Genomic DNA, 22,215 nt, shown 5'->3' on the forward strand with positions numbered 1-22,215 from the left:
AGTAATTCCTTCTTATTTTTGTGTGTGATGAAAACGCTGGTTTTTCATCCGATACATATTCTGATCGGCCAGTTCCTGCAGCTCCTCCACCGAGGTGTGCTCCCAGGTCAAAGCATAGCCAATACTCAGAGAGAGCGTTGCCGTGTGGCCATTGTGAAGGTTGAATGGCTGGAGAAACTGTTCGGACAGCGTTGCGCAAAGCGCCTGGACTTCGGTTTCTGTATGCACATCGTGCAATAAAATGGCGAATTCATCGCCGCCCAGACGCCATGCCTGGTGTTGGTCGCCAACGAATGCCATCAGGCGGCTGGCGACCTCAATAAGGACTTTATCGCCGGCGGCGTGTCCCCAGTTATCGTTAATGAGTTTGAAATTATCGCCGTCAAGAAACAGCAGCGCCGAGCTGTGGCGTGCCTCGTCATCGTCCATTAGTTTACCGATGACGTTGCGAAACGCCGCGCGATTCGCCAATCCCGTTAGTGGATCATGTAACGAGCTGCGCAGCAGTTGCGCATTTTTTGCCTGCAGCTGACGCTGCCAATCCTCCATTTCTCCGAGCAGGCTATTGAAGTCCTGGGCGAAGAGATGGAATTCCTCAATACGTTCTTCCGGTACACGGCGCGAGAAATGGCGGTTTTCGCGGATATCATGTACCACTTCGGTAATACTTTGCAGCGCGGTGACAATACCGCGGTGCAGAGAATGGGTGAGCATCAGGGCGATAACGGACGCCAGCAGAATACTACCGGTCAATACGATCAGCGAAACACCGAGAAAATGACTGATTAACCGATCGAGCGCCTTCAGACGAAGCTCACCGATTATTTTTCCCTGATGCCAGATTGGCTGGACAGTCGGTTCAGGAAACAGCCATTTACTAATATAACCACTGAATTTTTCGTTTTTAACTAAGGCGTCATTACGCCAGTCGGCGAAATGACGCTGACGGCTGTCCAGAAGCGTGGCTTCGGAAAATTGCCCCTGTCTTCCAAGCGTCGCCAGCGTATCTTCTGCGGCGGTGGCATCGCCAAAAACCAGTGCCGCTTCGAGGCTGCGGCCCATGGTTGCCGCGGTGAGCTCAAGATTTTTTTGCGCGTACTGTTTTAACGTGATGACAGAGGCGGCGCTGAGCAAAAGCCAGACCAGCGTCATCGAAATCACTACGCTTATCATGCTGATTCGGCGTAACGCGTTTTTGAAAGTGGGGCGCGGGGCCTGAGAAAAATCCTTATTCATGTGATTTCTTCCGGGCAAGCATCAGTACGTCCGGATTGACCCGTACACCGCTATGCGTCAGGACATCCAGATTAACGGAAAACCTCACCCTATCGTCATTTATGAGCAAGCAAAAAGCGCTGCCAAAAGAGCAATCGGTATTTTGTTCCGCTATGAGTAATAGGGGACGGGAGCCATATTTTTTTGTTAATGCAGACTGCTGATCCGGGGTTTCACTGCCGAAATACAAACCGTCGCAGCTGGCCTTTAGGGCTTCCTGTGAATTTCGAACTATCACCGGTTGATAAGGTAAATTTTCCGGCGCTTCCTGAGCCAAACTGCGGATATATCGGGAGGTGGAAAAAACGCATAACTTCGGCGGGCCGGATAAATTTGGCCAGCGCGTATAAGTCACAATCCCCGAAACTATGGCGCGAACGTTCTCAGATGTCTCAGCGGCAAAAGCGGGAACTCCCGCGATGAGCAAAAAGAAAAGCAAAAATAGACGGTAAAACTCTTTCATTAACGGGTCCGTCAAATCGTTATTGCACGGGAAACGCAGTTCGCAGTTGCCTGAGCGGAGAATAGCATTATTGGCAAAAAGCGTCATTAGCTGCCCCGGCCGCTTTGAGATAATCCTTACCAGGAATTTTAGTAAAGGAATGAGTAAAGCGCGGCGGCAAAAAGAGTCTTTCGTCATGTGTACATTTATATGAACAGTTTGCGGGCAATCCGATGCCAATTATTTTGCTAGTGTAAATTAAAGTTTACGTAATATGGATTGATATCTTTACTTTATATGGTATGGTTACGTCATGCCCGCTGAGGCAACAACTATCGCAAACGAGCTATACAGGATCGCCATCATGCAAAAAGACGCGCTGAATAACGTACATATTACCGATGAACAAGTTCTGATTACCCCGGATCAACTGAAAGCCGAATTCCCGTTAACCGTGGAGCAGGAAGCGCAGATCGCGCACTCCCGTCAGACTATTTCCAACATTATTGCCGGCCGCGATCCGCGTCTGTTGGTGGTCTGTGGTCCTTGCTCAATCCACGATCCGGAAGCTGCTATCGAATATGCTCGTCGATTTAAAGCCCTTGCCGCAGAGGTCAGCGATAGCCTCTACCTGGTGATGCGCGTCTATTTTGAAAAGCCCCGTACTACCGTTGGCTGGAAAGGGCTGATTAACGATCCGCACATGGATGGCTCGTTTGATGTTGAAGGCGGTCTCAAGATCGCGCGTCGCCTGCTGGTTGATTTGGTCAATATGGGTCTGCCGCTGGCGACAGAAGCGCTCGATCCAAATAGCCCGCAATACCTTGGCGATCTGTTCAGCTGGTCCGCCATAGGCGCGCGTACCACCGAATCGCAGACCCACCGTGAAATGGCATCCGGTCTGTCGATGCCGGTTGGTTTTAAAAACGGTACCGATGGCAGCCTGGCGACGGCGATCAACGCCATGCGCGCCGCCGCCATGCCGCACCGTTTTGTCGGCATCAACCAGGCCGGCCAGGTTTGCCTGCTGCAGACCCAGGGGAATCCGGATGGTCACGTCATTCTGCGCGGCGGCAAAGCGCCTAACTACGGCCCGGAAGATGTTGAGAAGTGCGAAAAAGAGATGGCGCAGGCGGGACTGAAACCGTCGCTGATGATAGATTGCAGTCATGGTAATTCCAATAAAGACTTCCGTCGTCAGCCGGCGGTTGCGGAATCCGTCGTCGCGCAGATCAAAGATGGCAACCGTTCCATCATTGGCCTGATGATTGAGAGCAATATCCACGAAGGCAATCAGTCTTCTGAGCAGCCCCGTTGCGATATGAAGTATGGCGTATCCGTCACCGATGCCTGCATCAGCTGGGAAACTACCGATGCACTGCTGCGCGAGCTCGATAGCGATCTGCGCGGACATCTGGCGGCACGTCTGGGTTAAGAGGATTGTATGGTTGCTGAACTGACCGCATTGCGCGATCAAATTGATGAAGTTGATAAGGCGCTGCTTGATTTGCTGGCAAAGCGCCTGGAGCTGGTGGCGGAGGTTGGCGAGGTAAAGAGTAAATATGGCCTGCCGATTTACGTACCGGAACGGGAAGCCGCGATGCTGGCTTCCCGCCGCGAAGAGGCGGCGGCGCTAGGCGTGCCGCCGGATCTTATCGAGGATGTTCTGCGTCGGGTGATGCGCGAATCGTATTCAAGTGAAAACGACAAAGGTTTCAAAACGCTGCATCCGAATCTGCGCCCAGTGGTCATTGTTGGCGGCGGCGGGCAGATGGGACGTCTGTTTGAGAAGATGCTGACGCTGTCTGGCTATCAGGTGCGGGTACTGGAAAAAGAAGACTGGCCGCGGGCGACAGAGATTGTCGCCGATGCCGGGATGGTTATCGTCAGCGTTCCGATCCATACCACAGCAGAGACGATTTCGCGTCTGCCGCCGCTGCCGGCGGACTGCATTCTGGTCGATCTGGCTTCCATCAAAGCCGAGCCGCTGCAGGCGATGCTGGCGGCGCATAACGGCCCGGTATTGGGATTGCACCCGATGTTTGGCCCAGACAGCGGCAGCCTGGCGAAACAGGTAGTGGTTTACTGCGATGGGCGTCAGCCGGAAGCGTACCAGTGGTTCCTTGAACAGATTCAGGTCTGGGGGGCGCGACTGCACCGGATCAGCGCCGTTGAGCACGATCAGAACATGGCGTTTATTCAGGCGTTGCGTCACTTTGCCACTTTCGCCTATGGCCTGCATCTGGCCGAAGAGAACGTTCGTCTTGAGCAACTATTGGCGCTTTCTTCGCCGATTTATCGACTGGAGCTGGCGATGGTGGGGCGTCTGTTTGCCCAGGATCCGCAGCTGTATGCCGACATCATTATGTCGTCAGAAAATAATCTGGCGTTGATTAAGCGCTACTACCAGCGTTTCGGCGAAGCGATTGGCCTGCTGGAGCAGGGCGATAAGCAGGCGTTTATCGACAGCTTCCGTAAAGTCGAACACTGGTTTGGCGATTACGCCCAGCGCTTCCAGAGCGAAAGCCGCACGCTGCTGCGTCAGGCGAATGATAATCGACAGTAAGTCCGCTAAACGTGTATACAATAAAGCCAGAGGGGTAACCCGCTGGCTTTTTTTATAGGGATGAAAAGATGGCTCAACCGCAACCGCTGTTTGATTACGTCGGGCACCTGCCGGAATGCCCAACCTGGAGCGATGCCGAACAGGTACTGTACTGGGCGGATATTCTGGAGTGCGAAATTCACCGCTACGATACACGCAGTAAAGAACACCAGGTTCTGCAATTTCCCGAAGAAGTGGGCTGCTTTGCTCTGCGCGAGAAGGGAGGTTTTATCGTCGCCTTACGTAGCGGTATCTGGCTTTGTGATGCCCGTGGTCTGCTGCAACGCAAAATCTGTGATAACCCAAGTAACCCGGATCTCGCGCGTTTTAACGACGGCGGTACCGATCGGGATGGCCGTTTTTACGCAGGGACCTTCTGGGGGCCGGGGGATTACAATGGCGCGCTGCTGGTGCGTATTGATAACGACCTGACGCCAAAGGTGGTGCAGTGCGATATTCATGGTGCTAATGGTCTGGCGTTTAGCGACGATAAGCGCTGGATGTATACCTCCGATACGCCGAACGCGGTGATTTACCGCACGCCGCTGGATGAGCAGGGCGAGCCGGGCAAACGGGAAGTGTTTCGTCGTTTCCATCCTGGAGAGGGGATCCCTGACGGTGCGGCGGTTGATGAAGAAGGCTGTTACTGGAGCGCGATGTTTGACGGCTGGCGGATTGCCCGTTTTTCGCCGAATGGAGAACAACTGGAAGAGTATCGCTTACCGGTGCGTTGTCCCACGATGGTGTGTTTCGGCGGCGCGGATATGAAAACGCTCTACATCACTACCACCCGGGAAAATATGGACGCCGACGAAGTGGCGCAATATCCGCTTTCCGGCGCCATCTTCACCCTGCCGGTTGCGGTGGCAGGGATGAAGAAACGGCAATTTATTGAACGTTAAGCCGGGTCGACCGGCACGACGTTTTCGCTCGGGTAACAGCCCAGTACTTTCATCGAACGGGTAATTTCGGCCAGCTCTTTTAAAGCTTTACGTAAGGGAAGGGATTCCAGGTTGGCCTGAATATCCAGATAAAACATCTCTTCCCACGGGTTACCGTGGATTGGGCGCGATTCCAGCTTGCTCATGATCAGGTTGTGGTTACGTAGCACCAATAGCGCTTCAACCAGCGCGCCCGCCTGTTGCCCGGTGGCGATTAACAACGTCGTTTTCGCCGGCACCTGATCGGATACGTTCACCGCTTTACGCGCCAGTACCAGGAAACGAGTGATGTTTTGCGTCTGGTTAGCCAGGCAGTGCTCCAGCACCTGCAGCCCGTACAGCGCGCCGCCGGCTTCGCTACCCAGCGCGGCAACGGTGGGAGATTTTGCCTGCGCGACTTTTTCCATCGCCGCCGAGGTGCTCTCGGTGTACTCGATTTTCCAGTGCGGATAGCGGCTTAAATACTGGCTGCACTGCTGGAACGGCTGCGGATGACTATAGACGGTCTCGATCTTATCGGCGTCCGTTGAGGACGAAACGAGCACACAGTGATCGATTGGCAGCGTCAGTTCGCCAACGATCGACAGACTGGTGTGCTGCAGCAGATCGTACACATCGTTGATCCCGCCGGAGCTGGTGTTTTCGATCGGCACGACGGCGTAATCGGCCTGACCGGTTTCGACCTGCTCAAAGATATCGGCGAATTTCGCGCAGCCGCTTTCGATAAATTGCTCAAAATGACGCGCGGCGTACTGGCGCGCGGCAAGATGTGAGTACGAACCTTTAGGCCCCAGGAAGGCGATACGCGCGGAGTGGGGGTTAATCTTATTGAGATGCTGCTGCAGTAGCGCCTGTTGGGTAAGAACGGAGTCTTCAATAATCAGCTGGAACAGGCGGGTAATGTAGTGGGCGTCCAGATGATGCTTTTTGCCAAGAGTCATTAAACGCTCCAGCAGGTCGCGTTCGCGGTCGATATCGCGTACCGGACGGTGCGATTCCAGCTTCGCTTTCCCGACTTCCACCGCCAGGCCGCGGCGTTCGGCCAGCAGCGCGAGCAGTTTTTCATCCAGGGCGCTTATTTTGTCGCGCAGGGCCAGTAATGGGTTTTCCTCGGTCATAATTGTGTTGCCTTTCTTGTTATCAATAAAAAAGGCCTCCCGCGTGGGAGGCCTTGTTATTCGTCTTCGCATTCTTTCTTATACGACGAACCGCCTCCCAGTCAGGGGAAGGTAAAAAAGAATGCGAAGAAGAACGGGAGTCGTTTCACGATGAATTCCTTAGGTTAGTGTGGATTACAGTACCTGTACTGTTTTCATCCTGTCAATAAAAAACGAAAAACGCGCCCGAAGGCGCGTGGCATGACACAACTTAAGTTAAGGATTACTCTTCTTCTTCCACAAAGCCTGCCTCTTTCACCGATGTGGCGGCGCGGCGGGCTTCCCCTTTGTGTTGCACTTTATTCAGCTGCCGTTCCAGCTTGTTGATCAATTCGTTAATGGCGGCGTACATGTCTTCATGACGCGCGCTGGCAACCAGATGACCGTTCGGCGTATTGATGGTTGCGTCAGCAATAAAACCCTGCGGCTCCTTAGAGAGAATGATGTGCGGGTTGATTAAATGAGTTTGCCACTTATCCAGTTTGGCGAGACGGTCTGCGACATGCTGGCGGATTGCCGGAGTAATTTCCATTTGTTTACTGGTAATGTTCATTGTCATAAATTTTACCTCTTGTCTTTCCCGTCTTGGTGAACCCAGCATACCTCGCCCAATGTCAAAATGTGTGATCTAAATCACATTTAAATGTCACTTTTTGTCAACGAATTCATTTTGTGAGACAGGACAGGAACGGATGAGATTTTACTTGTCGAAATGAAGAAAGGGGGCCATATTTGATGAGTTAACTCGGCGCTAAACCGCTTCAGCGCTGGTGTTCATTGAATAAAAAAACGGCAGCCGCGTGGCTGCCGTTTTGCTTTCTGCTATCACCCTCAGGTGTTTTTGCCGTTGGCGGCGATGATTTTGGCGACTTTGTCAGCCTGCGCATTCATTTGCATCTGACGATAGGCGTTTTCCATCTTCGGCAGCGCATCGCGAGTGGCCTGTGTATCCGGGTAGTTACGCAGCATACCGTCAACGCGGTTCACAACGGCAACCCAGGCGCCGCGGTCGGTGTAATAATCCACCACCGATAGCTCATACTTCGCCAGACGATCTTTCAGGAACACCAGACGCTTGTAGGCGTCAGTGGCGTACTGGCTGTTCGGATAACCGCGAACCAGCTTCGAGAAATCATTGAATGCGTCGCGAGCGTGCTGCGGGTCGCGGTCGGAACGATCGACGCCGAAGAAGCCCTGCAGAGCGCTGTCATCGAGGGCCATGTTAGTCAGGCCGCGCATATAGATGACGTAGTCAATGTTTGGATGCGTAGGATTCAGACGAGCGAAACGATCGATTGCGGCCTGAGCCAGCGGCAAATCGGCATTTTTGTAATACGCATAAATCAGGTCCAGCTGTACCTGTTGGGAGTAAGGACCAAATGGATAGCGATTATCCAACGCTTCCAGTTGCGTTATTGCCTGTTTCCAGTTACCGTCCTGCAACTTTTGCTGGGCGGTCGCGTAAATTTCATTCGGCGGATTATCAGGCACCTCCTCCTTTGAGCCAGAGCAACCCACCAAAGCCAGGCTCAGTGTGGCTGCTGCCACCAGGTATTTCATGCGCGTCATGACGTTTTGACTTCCTCAAAATGTTTATGCGGGAGAATCTCTGTTCCTGCTCCCGATTAAGACCAGCTACAATAGCACACTATATTAAACGGCAAAGCCGTAAAACCCAACGTTAAACGAAGAAGCTGTATATGGCACAACGAGTACAACTCACCGCAACGGTGTCCGAAAATCAACTCGGTCAACGCTTAGATCAGGCTTTGGCCGAATTGTTCCCGGATTATTCACGTTCGCGGATAAAAGAATGGATCCTTGACCAGCGCGTGCTGGTAAATGGCAATGTCATCGACAAGCCGAAAGAAAAAGTTTTTGGCGGCGAGGCCGTCTCTATCGATGTTGAGATCGAGGAAGACGTGCGTTTTGAACCGCAGGATATTCCGCTCAATATCGTCTATGAAGATGACGACATCCTGGTCATCAACAAACCACGTGATTTGGTTGTGCACCCCGGTGCGGGCAACCCTGACGGTACTGTGCTGAATGCGCTGCTGCATTACTATCCGCCCATTGCCGATGTACCGCGCGCGGGAATTGTCCACCGTCTGGATAAAGACACCACCGGTCTGATGGTCGTGGCGAAGACTATTCCGGCGCAAACGCGTCTGGTCGAGTCGCTGCAGCTGCGCGAAATTACCCGCGAGTATGAAGCGGTGGCCATCGGCCACATGACCGCTGGCGGTACGGTTGAAGAACCGATCAGCCGTCACCCAACCAAGCGCACGCATATGGCGGTTCACCCGATGGGGAAACCGGCGGTGACCCATTACCGCATTATGGAACATTTCCGAATCCACACCCGTTTGCGCCTGCGTCTGGAAACCGGCCGTACCCACCAGATTCGCGTGCATATGGCGCATATCACCCATCCGCTGGTGGGCGATCAGGTTTACGGCGGCCGCCCGCGTCCGCCGAAAGGGGCATCGGACGAGTTCATCAGCGCGCTGCGCAAATTCGATCGCCAGGCATTGCACGCGACCATGCTGCGTCTGTATCACCCAATTACCGGTATTGAGATGGAATGGCACGCGCCGATCCCGCAGGATATGGTGGAACTGATCGACGCCATGCGCGCCGATTTTGAAGCCCATAAGGACGATATTGACTGGTTATGACAAAGCTGATTGTTCCGCAGTGGCCAATGCCGAAAGGCGTGGCGGCCTGTAGTTCTACTCGTGTGGGCGGCGTGAGCCTGCCTCCGTATGACTCGTTGAACCTTGGCGCCCATTGCGGCGACGATCTCCTGCATGTCGAAGAAAACCGCCGGCGGATGTTTGCCGCTGGCGGATTACCCTCTTATCCGGTGTGGCTGGAGCAGGTGCATGGCACCACGGTACTAAAATTGGATGGCGGGCCGTACGTGTCAAAACGCGCCGATGCGTCATACTGTAATACGCCGGGTACCGTTTGTGCGGTGATGACCGCGGACTGCCTGCCGGTGCTGTTCTGTAACCGCGCCGGAACCGAGGTGGCGGCAGCGCACGCCGGATGGCGCGGCTTATGTGAAGGCGTACTGGAAGAAACGGTCGCCTGCTTTAATGATAAACCGGAAAATATCCTGGCCTGGCTTGGTCCGGCAATAGGCCCTGAGGCGTTTGAAGTCGGTGCGGAAGTGCGCGAGGCTTTCATCGCCAAAGATGCCCAGGCGGAGAGCGCCTTCCGTCCTGCCGGTGAAAAATATTTTGCTAATATCTATCAATTGGCTCGTCAGCGCCTGGCAAACGTCGGCGTGGAGCAGATTTTCGGCGGCGATCGTTGCACTCTAAGTGAAAAGGATGATTTTTTCTCTTATCGTCGCGACAAGACCACAGGTCGTATGGCAAGTTTCATTTGGCTGATATAACCTAGAGAATCAAGACGATCCAGAAGGCAAACTTATTTTTCACATAGTTCAGGTCTTTAACCTTGAATAATTGAGGGATGACCTCATTTAATCTCCAGTAGCAAATTTGACCTGTTTATGGGAGGAGTTATGCGTCTGGATCGTCTTACTAATAAATTCCAGCTTGCTCTTGCCGATGCCCAGTCGCTAGCACTCGGGCACGACAACCAATTCATCGAACCACTTCATCTAATGAGCGCCTTGCTGAATCAGGAAGGGGGATCGGTACATCCTTTATTAACCTCGGCGGGTGTTAACGCCGTGGCGTTACGCAGCCAAATCGAACAGGCGTTGAGCCGTTTACCGCAGGTAGAAGGTACCGGCGGCGACGTGCAGCCGTCTCAGGATCTGGTGCGTATTCTCAATCTTTGCGACAAGCTGGCGCAAAAGAGAAAGGATAACTTTATTTCGTCAGAACTGTTCGTTCTGGCGGCGCTTGAATCACGCGGTACGCTGACCGACCTGCTGAAATCTGCCGGAGCAACAACCGCCAATGTGACTCAGGCGATTGAACAAATGCGCGGAGGTGAAAGCGTGAACGATCAGGGTGCCGAAGACCAACGTCAGGCATTGAAAAAATTTACCGTCGATCTGACCGAACGGGCCGAACAAGGCAAACTGGACCCGGTGATCGGCCGTGATGAAGAGATCCGTCGTACCATCCAGGTACTTCAGCGCCGTACTAAAAACAACCCGGTACTGATTGGTGAGCCCGGGGTGGGTAAAACGGCAATCGTCGAAGGACTGGCGCAGCGTATCGTCAACGGCGAAGTACCAGAAGGGCTGAAAGGCCGTCGGGTATTGGCGCTGGATATGGGCGCGCTGGTGGCCGGGGCGAAATATCGCGGCGAGTTCGAAGAACGTCTGAAAGGAGTGCTGAACGATCTGGCGAAACAGGAAGGCAACGTTATCCTGTTTATCGATGAGCTGCACACCATGGTCGGCGCGGGTAAAGCCGACGGCGCGATGGATGCCGGCAACATGCTGAAACCGGCCCTGGCGCGCGGTGAACTGCACTGCGTTGGCGCCACCACCCTTGATGAATACCGCCAGTACATTGAAAAAGACGCCGCGCTGGAACGTCGTTTCCAGAAAGTGTTCGTTGCCGAGCCGACGGTAGAAGATACCATCGCGATTCTGCGCGGTCTGAAAGAACGTTATGAACTGCACCACCACGTGCAGATCACTGACCCGGCCATCGTGGCGGCGGCGACCCTGTCGCATCGCTATATTGCCGACCGTCAGTTGCCGGATAAAGCTATCGACCTTATCGATGAAGCAGCATCCAGCATCCGTATGCAGATCGACTCGAAGCCGGAAGAGCTGGACCGTCTCGATCGCCGTATCATCCAGTTGAAGCTGGAACAGCAGGCGCTGAAGAAAGAGGCGGATGAAGCGAGCCTGAAACGTCTCGATATGCTTAATGAAGAGCTGGCGGACAAAGAAAGCCAGTATTCGGTGCTGGAAGAAGAGTGGAAAGCGGAAAAAGCATCGCTCTCTGGTACGCAGACTATTAAAGCTGAGCTGGAACAAGCCAAAATTGCTATCGAACAAGCACGACGTCTTGGCGACCTCGCGCGGATGTCCGAACTGCAATACGGTAAAATTCCGGAGCTGGAAAAACAGCTGGCGGCAGCCACTCAGTCTGAAGGCAAAACGATGCGCCTGTTACGTAACAAAGTAACCGATGCCGAGATCGCCGAAGTGCTGGCGCGCTGGACCGGTATTCCGGTGGCGCGCATGATGGAAAGCGAGCGCGAAAAACTGCTGCGTATGGAGCAGGATCTGCATCACCGCGTCATTGGCCAGGATGAAGCGGTTGAAGCGGTATCCAACGCCATTCGCCGTAGCCGCGCCGGATTGTCTGACCCGAACCGGCCTATTGGTTCGTTCCTGTTCCTCGGCCCGACCGGGGTGGGTAAAACCGAGCTTTGCAAAACGTTGGCTAACTTCATGTTCGACAGCGACGACGCGATGGTGCGTATCGATATGTCCGAATTTATGGAGAAACACTCCGTCTCGCGTCTGGTCGGTGCGCCTCCGGGATATGTGGGTTACGAAGAGGGCGGGTATCTGACCGAAGCGGTTCGTCGTCGTCCTTATTCCGTCATCCTGCTGGATGAAGTGGAAAAAGCGCATCCGGATGTATTTAACATTCTGCTGCAGGTGCTTGACGATGGTCGCCTGACCGACGGGCAGGGGAGAACGGTCGACTTCCGTAATACGGTTGTCATCATGACCTCTAACCTCGGTTCCGATCTGATTCAGGAACGTTTCGGCGAGCTGGACTACGGTCATATGAAGGATCTGGTGCTTGGCGTGGTTAGTCAGCGCTTCCGTCCGGAGTTTATCAACCGTATCGATGAAGTGGTGGTCTTCCATCCGTTGGGTGAAAAACACATTGCTTCTATTGCGCAGATCCAACTGCAGCGTTTGTATAAACGTCTGGAAGAGCGCGGCTATGAAGTGCATATGTCCGATGAGGCGCTGAAGCTGCTGAGCGAAAATGGCTACGACCCGGTATACGGTGCGCGTCCATTGAAACGTGCCATCCAGCAACAGATAGAGAACCCGTTAGCCCAGCAAATCTTGTCTGGCGAGCTGGTTCCGGGTAAAACCGTCGAGCTGGTGGTGAAAGACGACCGTATCGTGGCAGTGCAGTAAGTCACAAAACGACAAAAACGGGCCCTCTGGGCTCGTTTTTGTTTAAAAACCAGGCAAGAATTAAAGTCCAAACGATGATTTGGTTGAAAAGTGAGCGCTTGAATTGTTTTTTTGAATTTATGCTTGTCACTTCAGAATTACTCCCTATAATGCGCCTCCACTGACACGGAACAACGGCAAACAAGCCGCCGGGTTAGCAAGGTTTCAGCAGTGAAATACGACGCTGAAAGCCGACAGAGAAAAGCGAAATAAGCGCTTGACTCTGAATGAGGAAAACGTAATATACGGGACCTCGCAACGGTGAGCTGAAAGCCGCGTTGCAACTGCTCTTTAACAATTTATCAGACAATCTGTGTGGGCACTCAAAGTGACATGGATTCTTAACGTCCTCGGACGAAAAATGAATACCAAGTCTCTGAGTGAACATGCGTAATTCATTACGAAGTTTAATTCACGAGCATCAAACTTAAATTGAAGAGTTTGATCATGGCTCAGATTGAACGCTGGCGGCAGGCCTAACACATGCAAGTCGAGCGGTAGCACAGAGAGCTTGCTCTCGGGTGACGAGCGGCGGACGGGTGAGTAATGTCTGGGAAACTGCCTGATGGAGGGGGATAACTACTGGAAACGGTAGCTAATACCGCATAACGTCGCAAGACCAAAGTGGGGGACCTTCGGGCCTCATGCCATCAGATGTGCCCAGATGGGATTAGCTAGTAGGTGGGGTAATGGCTCACCTAGGCGACGATCCCTAGCTGGTCTGAGAGGATGACCAGCCACACTGGAACTGAGACACGGTCCAGACTCCTACGGGAGGCAGCAGTGGGGAATATTGCACAATGGGCGCAAGCCTGATGCAGCCATGCCGCGTGTATGAAGAAGGCCTTCGGGTTGTAAAGTACTTTCAGCGAGGAGGAAGGCGTTAAGGTTAATAACCTTAGTGATTGACGTTACTCGCAGAAGAAGCACCGGCTAACTCCGTGCCAGCAGCCGCGGTAATACGGAGGGTGCAAGCGTTAATCGGAATTACTGGGCGTAAAGCGCACGCAGGCGGTCTGTCAAGTCGGATGTGAAATCCCCGGGCTCAACCTGGGAACTGCATTCGAAACTGGCAGGCTAGAGTCTTGTAGAGGGGGGTAGAATTCCAGGTGTAGCGGTGAAATGCGTAGAGATCTGGAGGAATACCGGTGGCGAAGGCGGCCCCCTGGACAAAGACTGACGCTCAGGTGCGAAAGCGTGGGGAGCAAACAGGATTAGATACCCTGGTAGTCCACGCCGTAAACGATGTCGACTTGGAGGTTGTGCCCTTGAGGCGTGGCTTCCGGAGCTAACGCGTTAAGTCGACCGCCTGGGGAGTACGGCCGCAAGGTTAAAACTCAAATGAATTGACGGGGGCCCGCACAAGCGGTGGAGCATGTGGTTTAATTCGATGCAACGCGAAGAACCTTACCTACTCTTGACATCCAGAGAACTTAGCAGAGATGCTTTGGTGCCTTCGGGAACTCTGAGACAGGTGCTGCATGGCTGTCGTCAGCTCGTGTTGTGAAATGTTGGGTTAAGTCCCGCAACGAGCGCAACCCTTATCCTTTGTTGCCAGCGGTCCGGCCGGGAACTCAAAGGAGACTGCCAGTGATAAACTGGAGGAAGGTGGGGATGACGTCAAGTCATCATGGCCCTTACGAGTAGGGCTACACACGTGCTACAATGGCATATACAAAGAGAAGCGACCTCGCGAGAGCAAGCGGACCTCATAAAGTATGTCGTAGTCCGGATTGGAGTCTGCAACTCGACTCCATGAAGTCGGAATCGCTAGTAATCGTAGATCAGAATGCTACGGTGAATACGTTCCCGGGCCTTGTACACACCGCCCGTCACACCATGGGAGTGGGTTGCAAAAGAAGTAGGTAGCTTAACCTTCGGGAGGGCGCTTACCACTTTGTGATTCATGACTGGGGTGAAGTCGTAACAAGGTAACCGTAGGGGAACCTGCGGTTGGATCACCTCCTTACCTTAAAGAACCTGCCTTTGTAGTGCTCACACAGATTGTCTGATGAAAGTAAAGAAGCAAGGCGTCTTGCGATTGAGACTTCAGTGTCCCCTTCGTCTAGAGGCCCAGGACACCGCCCTTTCACGGCGGTAACAGGGGTTCGAATCCCCTAGGGGACGCCACTTGCTGGTTCGTGAGTGAAAGACGCGCGCCGACATATCTCAAAACTCATCTTCGGGTGACGTTTGAGATATTTGCTCTTTAAAAATCTGGATCAAGCTGAAAATTGAAACGACACACAGTTAATGTGTGTTCGAGTCTCTCAAATTTTCGCAATCAGAAGATGACACTGTAAAAGGTGACGTGAGCAAAGTGAAGCCAAGGCGTACCGCACGCAGCGAGCGGAGTGGACTATATGTCCATGAGCATCGCGAGTACGGAACAACGCAGGATTCACGATGCGCAACGAACCGGACAGAATGAAACATCTTCGGGTTGTGAGGTTAAGCGACTAAGCGTACACGGTGGATGCCCTGGCAGTCAGAGGCGATGAAGGACGTGCTAATCTGCGAAAAGCGTCGGTAAGGTGATATGAACCGTTATAGCCGGCGATGTCCGAATGGGGAAACCCAGTGTGATTCGTCACACTATCGTTAACTGAATACATAGGTTAACGAGGCGAACCGGGGGAACTGAAACATCTAAGTACCCCGAGGAAAAGAAATCAACCGAGATTCCCCCAGTAGCGGCGAGCGAACGGGGAGCAGCCCAGAGTCTGAATCAGCTTGTGTGTTAGTGGAACGGTCTGGAAAGTCCGACGGTACAGGGTGATAGTCCCGTACACCAAAATGCACAGGCTGTGAACTCGAAGAGTAGGGCGGGACACGTGGTATCCTGTCTGAATATGGGGGGACCATCCTCCAAGGCTAAATACTCCTGACTGACCGATAGTGAACCAGTACCGTGAGGGAAAGGCGAAAAGAACCCCGGCGAGGGGAGTGAAAAAGAACCTGAAACCGTGTACGTACAAGCAGTGGGAGCACCTTTATGGTGTGACTGCGTACCTTTTGTATAATGGGTCAGCGACTTATATTCTGTAGCAAGGTTAACCGTATAGGGGAGCCGCAGGGAAACCGAGTCTTAACTGGGCGTTAAGTTGCAGGGTATAGACCCGAAACCCGGTGATCTAGCCATGGGCAGGTTGAAGGTTGGGTAACACTAACTGGAGGACCGAACCGACTAATGTTGAAAAATTAGCGGATGACTTGTGGCTGGGGGTGAAAGGCCAATCAAACCGGGAGATAGCTGGTTCTCCCCGAAAGCTATTTAGGTAGCGCCTCGTGAACTCATCTTCGGGGGTAGAGCACTGTTTCGGCTAGGGGGTCATCCCGACTTACCAACCCGATGCAAACTACGAATACCGAAGAATGTTATCACGGGAGACACACGGCGGGTGCTAACGTCCGTCGTGAAGAGGGAAACAACCCAGACCGCCAGCTAAGGTCCCAAAGTCACAGTTAAGTGGGAAACGATGTGGGAAGGCACAGACAGCCAGGATGTTGGCTTAGAAGCAGCCATCATTTAAAGAAAGCGTAATAGCTCACTGGTCGAGTCGGCCTGCGCGGAAGATGTAACGGGGCTAAACTGTGCACCGAAGCTGCGGCAGCGACACTATGTGTTGTTGGGTAGGGGAGCGTTCTGTAAGCCTGCGAAGGTGGCCTGTGAGGGTTGCTGGAGGTATCAGAAGTGCGAATGCTGACATAAGTAACGATAATGCGGGTGAAAAGCCCGCACGCCGGAAGACCAAGGGTTCCTGTCCAACGTTAATCGGGGCAGGGTGAGTCGACCCCTAAGGCGAGGCCGAAAGGCGTAGTCGATGGGAAACAGGTTAATATTCCTGTACTTGGTGTTACTGCGAAGGGGGGACGGAGAAGGCTATGTTAGCCGGGCGACGGTTGTCCCGGTTTAAGCATGTAGGCGGAGGTTCCAGGTAAATCCGGTACCTTATTAACGCTGAGGTGTGATGACGAGGCACTACGGTGCTGAAGTAACAAATGCCCTGCTTCCAGGAAAAGCCTCTAAGCATCAGGTAACATCAAATCGTACCCCAAACCGACACAGGTGGTCAGGTAGAGAATACCAAGGCGCTTGAGAGAACTCGGGTGAAGGAACTAGGCAAAATGGTGCCGTAACTTCGGGAGAAGGCACGCTGATATGTAGGTGAAGCCCCTGCGGGTGGAGCTGAAATCAGTCGAAGATACCAGCTGGCTGCAACTGTTTATTAAAAACACAGCACTGTGCAAACACGAAAGTGGACGTATACGGTGTGACGCCTGCCCGGTGCCGGAAGGTTAATTGATGGGGTTATCCGTAAGGAGAAGCTCTTGATCGAAGCCCCGGTAAACGGCGGCCGTAACTATAACGGTCCTAAGGTAGCGAAATTCCTTGTCGGGTAAGTTCCGACCTGCACGAATGGCGTAATGATGGCCAGGCTGTCTCCACCCGAGACTCAGTGAAATTGAACTCGCTGTGAAGATGCAGTGTACCCGCGGCAAGACGGAAAGACCCCGTGAACCTTTACTATAGCTTGACACTGAACATTGAGCCTTGATGTGTAGGATAGGTGGGAGGCTTTGAAGCGTGGACGCCAGTCTGCGTGGAGCCAACCTTGAAATACCACCCTTTAATGTTTGATGTTCTAACGTTGGCCCCTTATCGGGGTTGCGGACAGTGTCTGGTGGGTAGTTTGACTGGGGCGGTCTCCTCCCAAAGAGTAACGGAGGAGCACGAAGGTTAGCTAATCCTGGTCGGACATCAGGAGGTTAGTGCAATGGCATAAGCTAGCTTGACTGCGAGCGTGACGGCGCGAGCAGGTGCGAAAGCAGGTCATAGTGATCCGGTGGTTCTGAATGGAAGGGCCATCGCTCAACGGATAAAAGGTACTCCGGGGATAACAGGCTGATACCGCCCAAGAGTTCATATCGACGGCGGTGTTTGGCACCTCGATGTCGGCTCATCACATCCTGGGGCTGAAGTAGGTCCCAAGGGTATGGCTGTTCGCCATTTAAAGTGGTACGCGAGCTGGGTTTAGAACGTCGTGAGACAGTTCGGTCCCTATCTGCCGTGGGCGCTGGAGAATTGAGGGGGGCTGCTCCTAGTACGAGAGGACCGGAGTGGACGCATCACTGGTGTTCGGGTTGTCATGCCAATGGCATTGCCCGGTAGCTAAATGCGGAAGAGATAAGTGCTGAAAGCATCTAAGCACGAAACTTGCCCCGAGATGAGTTCTCCCTGAGACTTTAAGTCTCCTGAAGGAACGTTAAAGACGATGACGTTGATAGGTCGGGTGTGTAAGCGTAGCGATACGTTGAGCTAACCGATACTAATGAACCGTGAGGCTTAACCTTACAACGCCGAAGGTGTTTTGGCGGATTTGAGATGATTTTCAGCGTGATACAGATTAATCAGTGCGTCGATAAGACGGGCTGATAAAACAGAATTTGCCTGGCGGCGATAGCGCGGTGGTCCCACCTGACCCCATGCCGAACTCAGAAGTGAAACGCCGTAGCGCCGATGGTAGTGTGGGGTCTCCCCATGTGAGAGTAGGGAACTGCCAGGCATCAAATAGAACAAAAGGCTCAGTCGGAAGACTGGGCCTTTTGTTTTTGTGTTTTGCGGCCAGACGCGCCGCCATCTCCCCCGGTGGCGCTGCGCTTACCGGGGCTACAGTCCTGTAGCCCGGAAAAGGTGCGCAGCACCGCCTCCGGGGAAAGCCGCTGTCATAGCAACGTAAACGAAAGGCTCAGTCGGAAGACCGGGCCTTTTGTTTTTGTGTTTTGCGGCCAGACGTGCCGCCAGCTCCCCCGGTGGCGCTGCGCTTACCGGGGCTACCAACCCGTAGCCCGGAAAAGGTGCGCAGCACCGCCTCCGGGGAAAGCCGCTGCCATATCGACGTAAACGAAAGGCTCAGTCGGAAGGCCGGGCCTTTTGTTTTGGTGTTTTGCGGCCAGACGCGCCGCCGTCTCCCCCGGTGGCGCTGCGCTTACCGGGGCGACAGACTCCGTAGCCCGGAAAAGGTGCGCAGCACCGCCTCCGGGGAAAGCCGCTGCCATAGCAACGTAAACGAAAGGCTCCGTCGGAAGATCGGGCTTTCTGCTTTTGTGTTTTACGGCCAGACACGCCGCCATCTCCCCCGGTGGCGCTGCGCTTACCGGGGCTACCAACCCGTAGCCCGGAAAAGGTGCGCAGCACCGCCTCCGGGGAAAGCCGCTGCCATAGCAACGTAAACGAAAGGCTCAGTCGGAAGACTGGGCCTTTTGTTTTTGTGTTTTGCGGCCAGACGCGCCGCCGTCTCCCCCGGTGGCGCTGCGCTTACCGGGGCTACAGATCCGCACTTCCTGCGGGGAAGATCGCGCCATATCCACACGCTCACCTTCATTCAAAGCCATATAAAACCCCGTCGTTGTACCCACTTCGCCATAATTCTCTTTTTCATTGCGCATGTACTGACGTTAATCGCGAAAAGCGGTGTTACGAAAAAAAAATGTGAATACAATCACATATAAATAAATAACAATTATATAACATTTGGTTCACTAATTAATTTGTCGAAGTGACGTGTCACGCCCGATGAGACAGATTACGGTCTTTGCTGGAGCAAAATTACAATGACAGAAAGCAGTATTAACGAGCAGGGGGCCCTGGAACAGGGAGATACCCGGCGCCGAGTATGGGCAATTGTGGGCGCATCTTCAGGGAACCTGGTGGAATGGTTTGATTTTTATGTCTATTCATTTTGCTCACTCTATTTTGCGCACATCTTTTTCCCTTCAGGAAATACCACTACTCAATTGTTACAAACCGCCGGAGTTTTTGCCGCTGGCTTCCTGATGCGCCCCATCGGCGGCTGGCTGTTTGGCCGCATTGCTGACCGTCGCGGACGTAAAGCCTCAATGCTTATTTCGGTATGCATGATGTGCTTCGGCTCGCTGGTAATTGCTTGTCTACCGGGATACGCCACTATCGGCACCTGGGCACCGGCTTTGCTCCTGCTGGCACGTCTGTTCCAGGGCCTGTCCGTTGGCGGGGAATATGGCACCAGCGCGACCTACATGAGTGAAGTGGCAGTAGAAGGAAAGAAAGGATTCTACGCCTCCTTCCAGTACGTTACGTTAATTGGCGGTCAACTGCTGGCGGTACTGGTCGTTGTCGCGCTACAACAAATCCTCAGTGATGAAGACTTGCATGCCTGGGGATGGCGTATACCTTTTGCTCTGGGCGCCGTACTGGCCATCGTCGCGCTGTGGCTGCGCCGTCAGTTGGATGAAACCTCGAAACAGGAAACCCGAGCGCTGAAAGAGGCCGGTTCCTTTAAAGGTTTGTGGCGTAATCGCCGGGCTTTTGTCATGGTGCTGGGCTTTACCGCCGCCGGCTCGCTGACTTTTTACACCTTCACCACCTACATGCAAAAATATCTGGTGAATACCGCCGGCATGTCGGCCAGCACCGCCAGTATGATTATGACGGCGGCGCTTTTTGTGTATATGCTGGTACAACCGCTGTTTGGCGCCTTCTCGGATAAGGTGGGTCGCCGCACTTCAATGCTGTGTTTCGGCGTGCTGGCGACGCTGTTTACCGTTCCAATCTTGAGTGCGCTGCAGAATGTTAGCTCGCCGTATGCCGCATTTGCCCTGGTGATTTGTGCGTTGCTGATTGTCAGCTTCTACACTTCCATCAGCGGGATCCTTAAGGCGGAAATGTTTCCGGCACAGGTTCGCGCGCTGGGCGTGGGCTTGTCCTATGCGGTAGCAAACGCGTTGTTCGGCGGTTCAGCGGAATACGTCGCGCTGTCGCTTAAATCTGCGGGAATGGAGAATGCCTTCTACTGGTACGTGACGGCGATGGCGGCGATTGCCTTCCTGGTGTCTCTGATGCTGCACGGTAAAGGGAAGGGTCTGCGTTTGTAACCTTATTGATGCGCCAGTTGCCACACCGCATAGCCGGTAGTGGCGCCGGCGACATCCCAGGCGAAATCTTTCCAGCTCCAGCCGCTCCCTGCCGGGCGGCTGTCCCATAACTCTTTTGATGCCCCCAGACTAACGGAAAACATCAGACCGATGGCGGCGCTGCGATCGCGGCTGTATCCCTGATGCTGCGCATATTCATTGCCGGCCGCGGAGAGCATTGCCGACGCGAGAAAGTGTTGGGCTTTGTCCTGACCACTCCAGGCATCATTGGCCATATGGCTGCAGCCGCCAAGCAGTAAAGGGGCAAAAATAACAAGATGACGCATAGTGCTTCCTGAAAAAAAGCCCCGTAAACGGGGCATTGATTTAAAGAATGCGGCTAATAAGACGGTCGATGCGGATACGTCGCAGACGGCGAATGAGCTTTTTCACCTTCACCGGATAGTCGGCGATGCTTTGCAGATCGCGATAATGCTTCACTACCGTCGTATGCGTACGGATGAGCTGAAGCTCCTTTTCCCGCATTTCGCGCAGTTGATGTTTAGGATCGTGGATAAGCACGGCATTTTCCAAGTCCAGCCGCCAGGCGCGCGGATTGAGGTTATTGCCGGTTAACAGCATCCATTCGTTATCAACCCACATACCCTTTAGATGGTAGCTGTTATCGTCATCTTTCCATAAACGCACGATGAGCTGATCGGTATTCACATAATACTGCAGGCGGCTCAGGAAGCGTCGCAGGTTAATTTCGTACAAATAAGGCAGTGCGCCGATGATTTTAAACGGCTGATCTTCCGGGATATAGAAGTCGTTCGCGGTCTTATCGCCGACGATGATTTCCACTTTTTTGCCGCTGCGTAGCAGAGAAATAATATTTCTGACCAGTACGGCGGGCAGGTTGAAATACGGGGTGCAGATTGTCAGCTTATGTTCCGCACACGGCATCAGGTGGAAGATAGTCTTGTTGAGCAGGCTCGATTTACCGAGCCCGACCAGCGGTGTGACTGATAGTTGATCTTCATCGGCATTGCCGGTGAAGTGATAGCCGCTTTCGCGCAGATCCTGGCGATACAGGCGAATATCATTTTTGATTTCCGGGCTTTTCGGCCGATCCGGGCGATCGAGACGATTCACGCCGCGACCCTCTACCAGGTTGTGCTCGACCCAGTCGAACATGACATCGGCCATCTTGCCGTTGCGGATGCACTGATAGCGATCGTAGCGATATTTATCATGCTGATGCAGGTACACATCGTTCAGGCTGGCGCCGCTATAGATGACGCTATCGTCGATGATGAAGCCTTTAAAATGGAGCACGCCGAGCGCTTCACGGGTATTGACCGGGACGCCATAGACCGGGATATCAATCCCAGGATTTTCCTGGGCCATACGACAGTACCAGTCGGCATTGGTATTGGAGGCTGCAGCGCCGATGCGGCCGCGCTGGGCGCGATGCCAGTCAACCAGCACGCGCACGTCCAGTTCCGGACGTTGACGTTTGGCGTCGTACAGGGCTTGCAGTATTCCTTTTCCGCCATCATCTTGCTCAAGGTAGAGCGCAATAATGCAAATACGCTGGGTGGCGTGGGCTATCTTTGCCAGTAGCGCCTGGCGGAAATCAGCCGGCGCGTAAAAGAACTCGATATCATCAACTGACTGAGAGAGCTTAGGGAGTTGGGCAAGGTGTTGTTGATGTTTATTACGCTTAAATTTTGACAACATCACAGTGC

General features: G+C 53.5%; 16 protein-coding genes, 1 tRNA gene, 3 rRNA genes and 1 other annotated feature. Of the genes, 11 read left to right on the forward strand and 9 right to left on the reverse strand.

From position 1 onward, the window contains the following. Positions 1-12 precede the first annotated feature (12 nt). On the reverse strand, positions 13-1,236 hold the full coding sequence (gene dgcN, locus KGA69_RS12390; RefSeq protein WP_049059304.1) for a diguanylate cyclase DgcN/YfiN: 1,224 nt from the start codon (positions 1,234-1,236) through the stop codon (positions 13-15). Next, positions 1,229-1,738, reverse strand: coding sequence for a regulatory sequestration protein YfiR (locus tag KGA69_RS12395; RefSeq protein WP_026612240.1), 510 nt, complete (start codon positions 1,736-1,738; stop codon positions 1,229-1,231). Before KGA69_RS12395 ends, dgcN begins: the two co-directional genes overlap by 8 nt. Positions 1,739-2,081: 343 nt before the next feature. Between KGA69_RS12395 and aroF the strand changes: the two genes are divergently transcribed. The 3 genes from aroF to KGA69_RS12410 all read left to right on the forward strand — a co-directional run bounded on the left by aroF (position 2,082) and on the right by KGA69_RS12410 (position 5,224). Further along, entirely contained in the window at positions 2,082-3,152 is a 1,071-nt protein-coding gene (aroF, locus tag KGA69_RS12400; RefSeq protein WP_047050536.1) for a 3-deoxy-7-phosphoheptulonate synthase AroF, read from the forward strand. A 9-nt stretch (positions 3,153-3,161) separates the two neighbouring features. Beyond that, entirely contained in the window at positions 3,162-4,283 is a 1,122-nt protein-coding gene (tyrA, locus tag KGA69_RS12405) for a bifunctional chorismate mutase/prephenate dehydrogenase (protein WP_015703194.1), read from the forward strand. Positions 4,284-4,351: 68 nt separating this feature from the next. Then, positions 4,352-5,224, forward strand: coding sequence for an SMP-30/gluconolactonase/LRE family protein (locus tag KGA69_RS12410; RefSeq protein ID WP_063415570.1), 873 nt, complete (start codon positions 4,352-4,354; stop codon positions 5,222-5,224). Here KGA69_RS12410 and pheA read toward each other — a convergent pair. The 4 genes from pheA to bamD form a co-directional block, all read right to left on the reverse strand. Further along, entirely contained in the window at positions 5,221-6,381 is a 1,161-nt protein-coding gene (pheA, locus tag KGA69_RS12415; RefSeq protein WP_213292352.1) for a bifunctional chorismate mutase/prephenate dehydratase, read from the reverse strand. The two genes, KGA69_RS12410 and pheA, sit on opposite strands and share 4 nt — an antisense overlap. A gap of 25 nt (positions 6,382-6,406) precedes the next feature. Continuing rightward, positions 6,407-6,531: a sequence feature (Phe leader region), on the reverse strand. Then, a complete protein-coding gene (gene pheL / locus KGA69_RS12420; RefSeq protein ID WP_100279143.1) occupies positions 6,483-6,530 on the reverse strand; it encodes a pheA operon leader peptide PheL in 48 nt (15 codons plus the stop codon). It overlaps the preceding feature by 48 nt. 112 nt (positions 6,532-6,643) lie before the next feature. Continuing rightward, positions 6,644-6,979: a ribosome-associated translation inhibitor RaiA gene (gene raiA / locus KGA69_RS12425; RefSeq protein ID WP_002914111.1), complete on the reverse strand. Its 336-nt coding sequence runs from the start codon at positions 6,977-6,979 to the stop codon at positions 6,644-6,646. A gap of 272 nt (positions 6,980-7,251) precedes the next feature. After that, positions 7,252-7,989 carry an outer membrane protein assembly factor BamD gene (gene bamD / locus KGA69_RS12430; RefSeq protein ID WP_015370268.1) on the reverse strand — a complete coding sequence of 246 codons (738 nt, stop codon included), beginning with the start codon at positions 7,987-7,989 and terminating at the stop codon, positions 7,252-7,254. A gap of 131 nt (positions 7,990-8,120) precedes the next feature. On the opposite strand from bamD, the gene rluD reads away from it, so the two are divergent. From rluD to rrf, 7 genes are all read left to right on the forward strand, one after another. Further along, complete coding sequence (gene rluD / locus KGA69_RS12435) at positions 8,121-9,101, forward strand: 23S rRNA pseudouridine(1911/1915/1917) synthase RluD (protein ID WP_015370269.1); 981 nt, start codon at positions 8,121-8,123, stop codon at positions 9,099-9,101. After that, entirely contained in the window at positions 9,098-9,829 is a 732-nt protein-coding gene (yfiH, locus tag KGA69_RS12440) for a purine nucleoside phosphorylase YfiH (RefSeq protein ID WP_015703192.1), read from the forward strand. Before rluD ends, yfiH begins: the two co-directional genes overlap by 4 nt. A gap of 129 nt (positions 9,830-9,958) precedes the next feature. Then, positions 9,959-12,532, forward strand: a complete 2,574-nt coding sequence (clpB, locus tag KGA69_RS12445; RefSeq protein ID WP_015703191.1) for an ATP-dependent chaperone ClpB — start codon at positions 9,959-9,961, stop codon at positions 12,530-12,532. Between the two features lie 468 nt (positions 12,533-13,000). Continuing rightward, a 16S ribosomal RNA gene (locus KGA69_RS12450) occupies positions 13,001-14,540 on the forward strand. Positions 14,541-14,625: 85 nt separating this feature from the next. Continuing rightward, positions 14,626-14,701: transfer RNA gene (locus tag KGA69_RS12455), tRNA-Glu, on the forward strand. A gap of 319 nt (positions 14,702-15,020) precedes the next feature. Continuing rightward, positions 15,021-17,926 (forward strand): 23S ribosomal RNA (locus KGA69_RS12460). 96 nt (positions 17,927-18,022) lie between these two features. After that, positions 18,023-18,138: ribosomal RNA gene (gene rrf, locus KGA69_RS12465) — 5S ribosomal RNA — on the forward strand. Together the 16S, 23S and 5S rRNA genes with 1 tRNA gene alongside form the textbook arrangement of a ribosomal RNA operon. A gap of 676 nt (positions 18,139-18,814) precedes the next feature. Here the strand turns inward: rrf and KGA69_RS12470 are convergent. Further along, complete coding sequence (locus KGA69_RS12470) at positions 18,815-19,021, reverse strand: hypothetical protein (RefSeq protein WP_213293157.1); 207 nt, start codon at positions 19,019-19,021, stop codon at positions 18,815-18,817. Positions 19,022-19,186: 165 nt separating this feature from the next. On the opposite strand from KGA69_RS12470, the gene KGA69_RS12475 reads away from it, so the two are divergent. Next, entirely contained in the window at positions 19,187-20,485 is a 1,299-nt protein-coding gene (locus KGA69_RS12475) for an MFS transporter (protein WP_045392803.1), read from the forward strand. Positions 20,486-20,487: 2 nt separating this feature from the next. Here the strand turns inward: KGA69_RS12475 and KGA69_RS12480 are convergent, their stop codons facing one another. Together KGA69_RS12480 and pssA are read right to left on the reverse strand one after the other, a co-directional pair. Then, positions 20,488-20,811 carry a YfiM family lipoprotein gene (locus KGA69_RS12480; protein ID WP_045392800.1) on the reverse strand — a complete coding sequence of 108 codons (324 nt, stop codon included), beginning with the start codon at positions 20,809-20,811 and terminating at the stop codon, positions 20,488-20,490. A 40-nt stretch (positions 20,812-20,851) separates the two neighbouring features. Beyond that, positions 20,852-22,207: a CDP-diacylglycerol--serine O-phosphatidyltransferase gene (gene pssA, locus KGA69_RS12485; protein WP_045392797.1), complete on the reverse strand. Its 1,356-nt coding sequence runs from the start codon at positions 22,205-22,207 to the stop codon at positions 20,852-20,854. Positions 22,208-22,215: the final 8 nt, after the last annotated feature.

The sequence above is a fragment of the Klebsiella sp. A52 genome, assembly GCF_018388785.1.
Taxonomy (GTDB): Bacteria; Pseudomonadota; Gammaproteobacteria; order Enterobacterales; family Enterobacteriaceae; genus Klebsiella; species Klebsiella aerogenes.

What these genes read in the sequence shown, in the direction of transcription:
- dgcN (WP_049059304.1), bottom strand. Translation starts at nt 1,236, where the DNA reads ATGAATAAGGATTTTTCTCAGGCCCCGCGCCCCACTTTCAAAAACGCG.
- KGA69_RS12395 (WP_026612240.1), bottom strand. Translation starts at nt 1,738, where the DNA reads ATGAAAGAGTTTTACCGTCTATTTTTGCTTTTCTTTTTGCTCATCGCG.
- aroF (WP_047050536.1), top strand. Translation starts at nt 2,082, where the DNA reads ATGCAAAAAGACGCGCTGAATAACGTACATATTACCGATGAACAAGTT.
- tyrA (WP_015703194.1), top strand. Translation starts at nt 3,162, where the DNA reads ATGGTTGCTGAACTGACCGCATTGCGCGATCAAATTGATGAAGTTGAT.
- KGA69_RS12410 (WP_063415570.1), top strand. Translation starts at nt 4,352, where the DNA reads ATGGCTCAACCGCAACCGCTGTTTGATTACGTCGGGCACCTGCCGGAA.
- pheA (WP_213292352.1), bottom strand. Translation starts at nt 6,381, where the DNA reads ATGACCGAGGAAAACCCATTACTGGCCCTGCGCGACAAAATAAGCGCC.
- raiA (WP_002914111.1), bottom strand. Translation starts at nt 6,979, where the DNA reads ATGACAATGAACATTACCAGTAAACAAATGGAAATTACTCCGGCAATC.
- bamD (WP_015370268.1), bottom strand. Translation starts at nt 7,989, where the DNA reads ATGACGCGCATGAAATACCTGGTGGCAGCAGCCACACTGAGCCTGGCT.
- rluD (WP_015370269.1), top strand. Translation starts at nt 8,121, where the DNA reads ATGGCACAACGAGTACAACTCACCGCAACGGTGTCCGAAAATCAACTC.
- yfiH (WP_015703192.1), top strand. Translation starts at nt 9,098, where the DNA reads ATGACAAAGCTGATTGTTCCGCAGTGGCCAATGCCGAAAGGCGTGGCG.
- clpB (WP_015703191.1), top strand. Translation starts at nt 9,959, where the DNA reads ATGCGTCTGGATCGTCTTACTAATAAATTCCAGCTTGCTCTTGCCGAT.
- KGA69_RS12470 (WP_213293157.1), bottom strand. Translation starts at nt 19,021, where the DNA reads ATGCGCAATGAAAAAGAGAATTATGGCGAAGTGGGTACAACGACGGGG.
- KGA69_RS12475 (WP_045392803.1), top strand. Translation starts at nt 19,187, where the DNA reads ATGACAGAAAGCAGTATTAACGAGCAGGGGGCCCTGGAACAGGGAGAT.
- KGA69_RS12480 (WP_045392800.1), bottom strand. Translation starts at nt 20,811, where the DNA reads ATGCGTCATCTTGTTATTTTTGCCCCTTTACTGCTTGGCGGCTGCAGC.
- pssA (WP_045392797.1), bottom strand. Translation starts at nt 22,207, where the DNA reads ATGTTGTCAAAATTTAAGCGTAATAAACATCAACAACACCTTGCCCAA.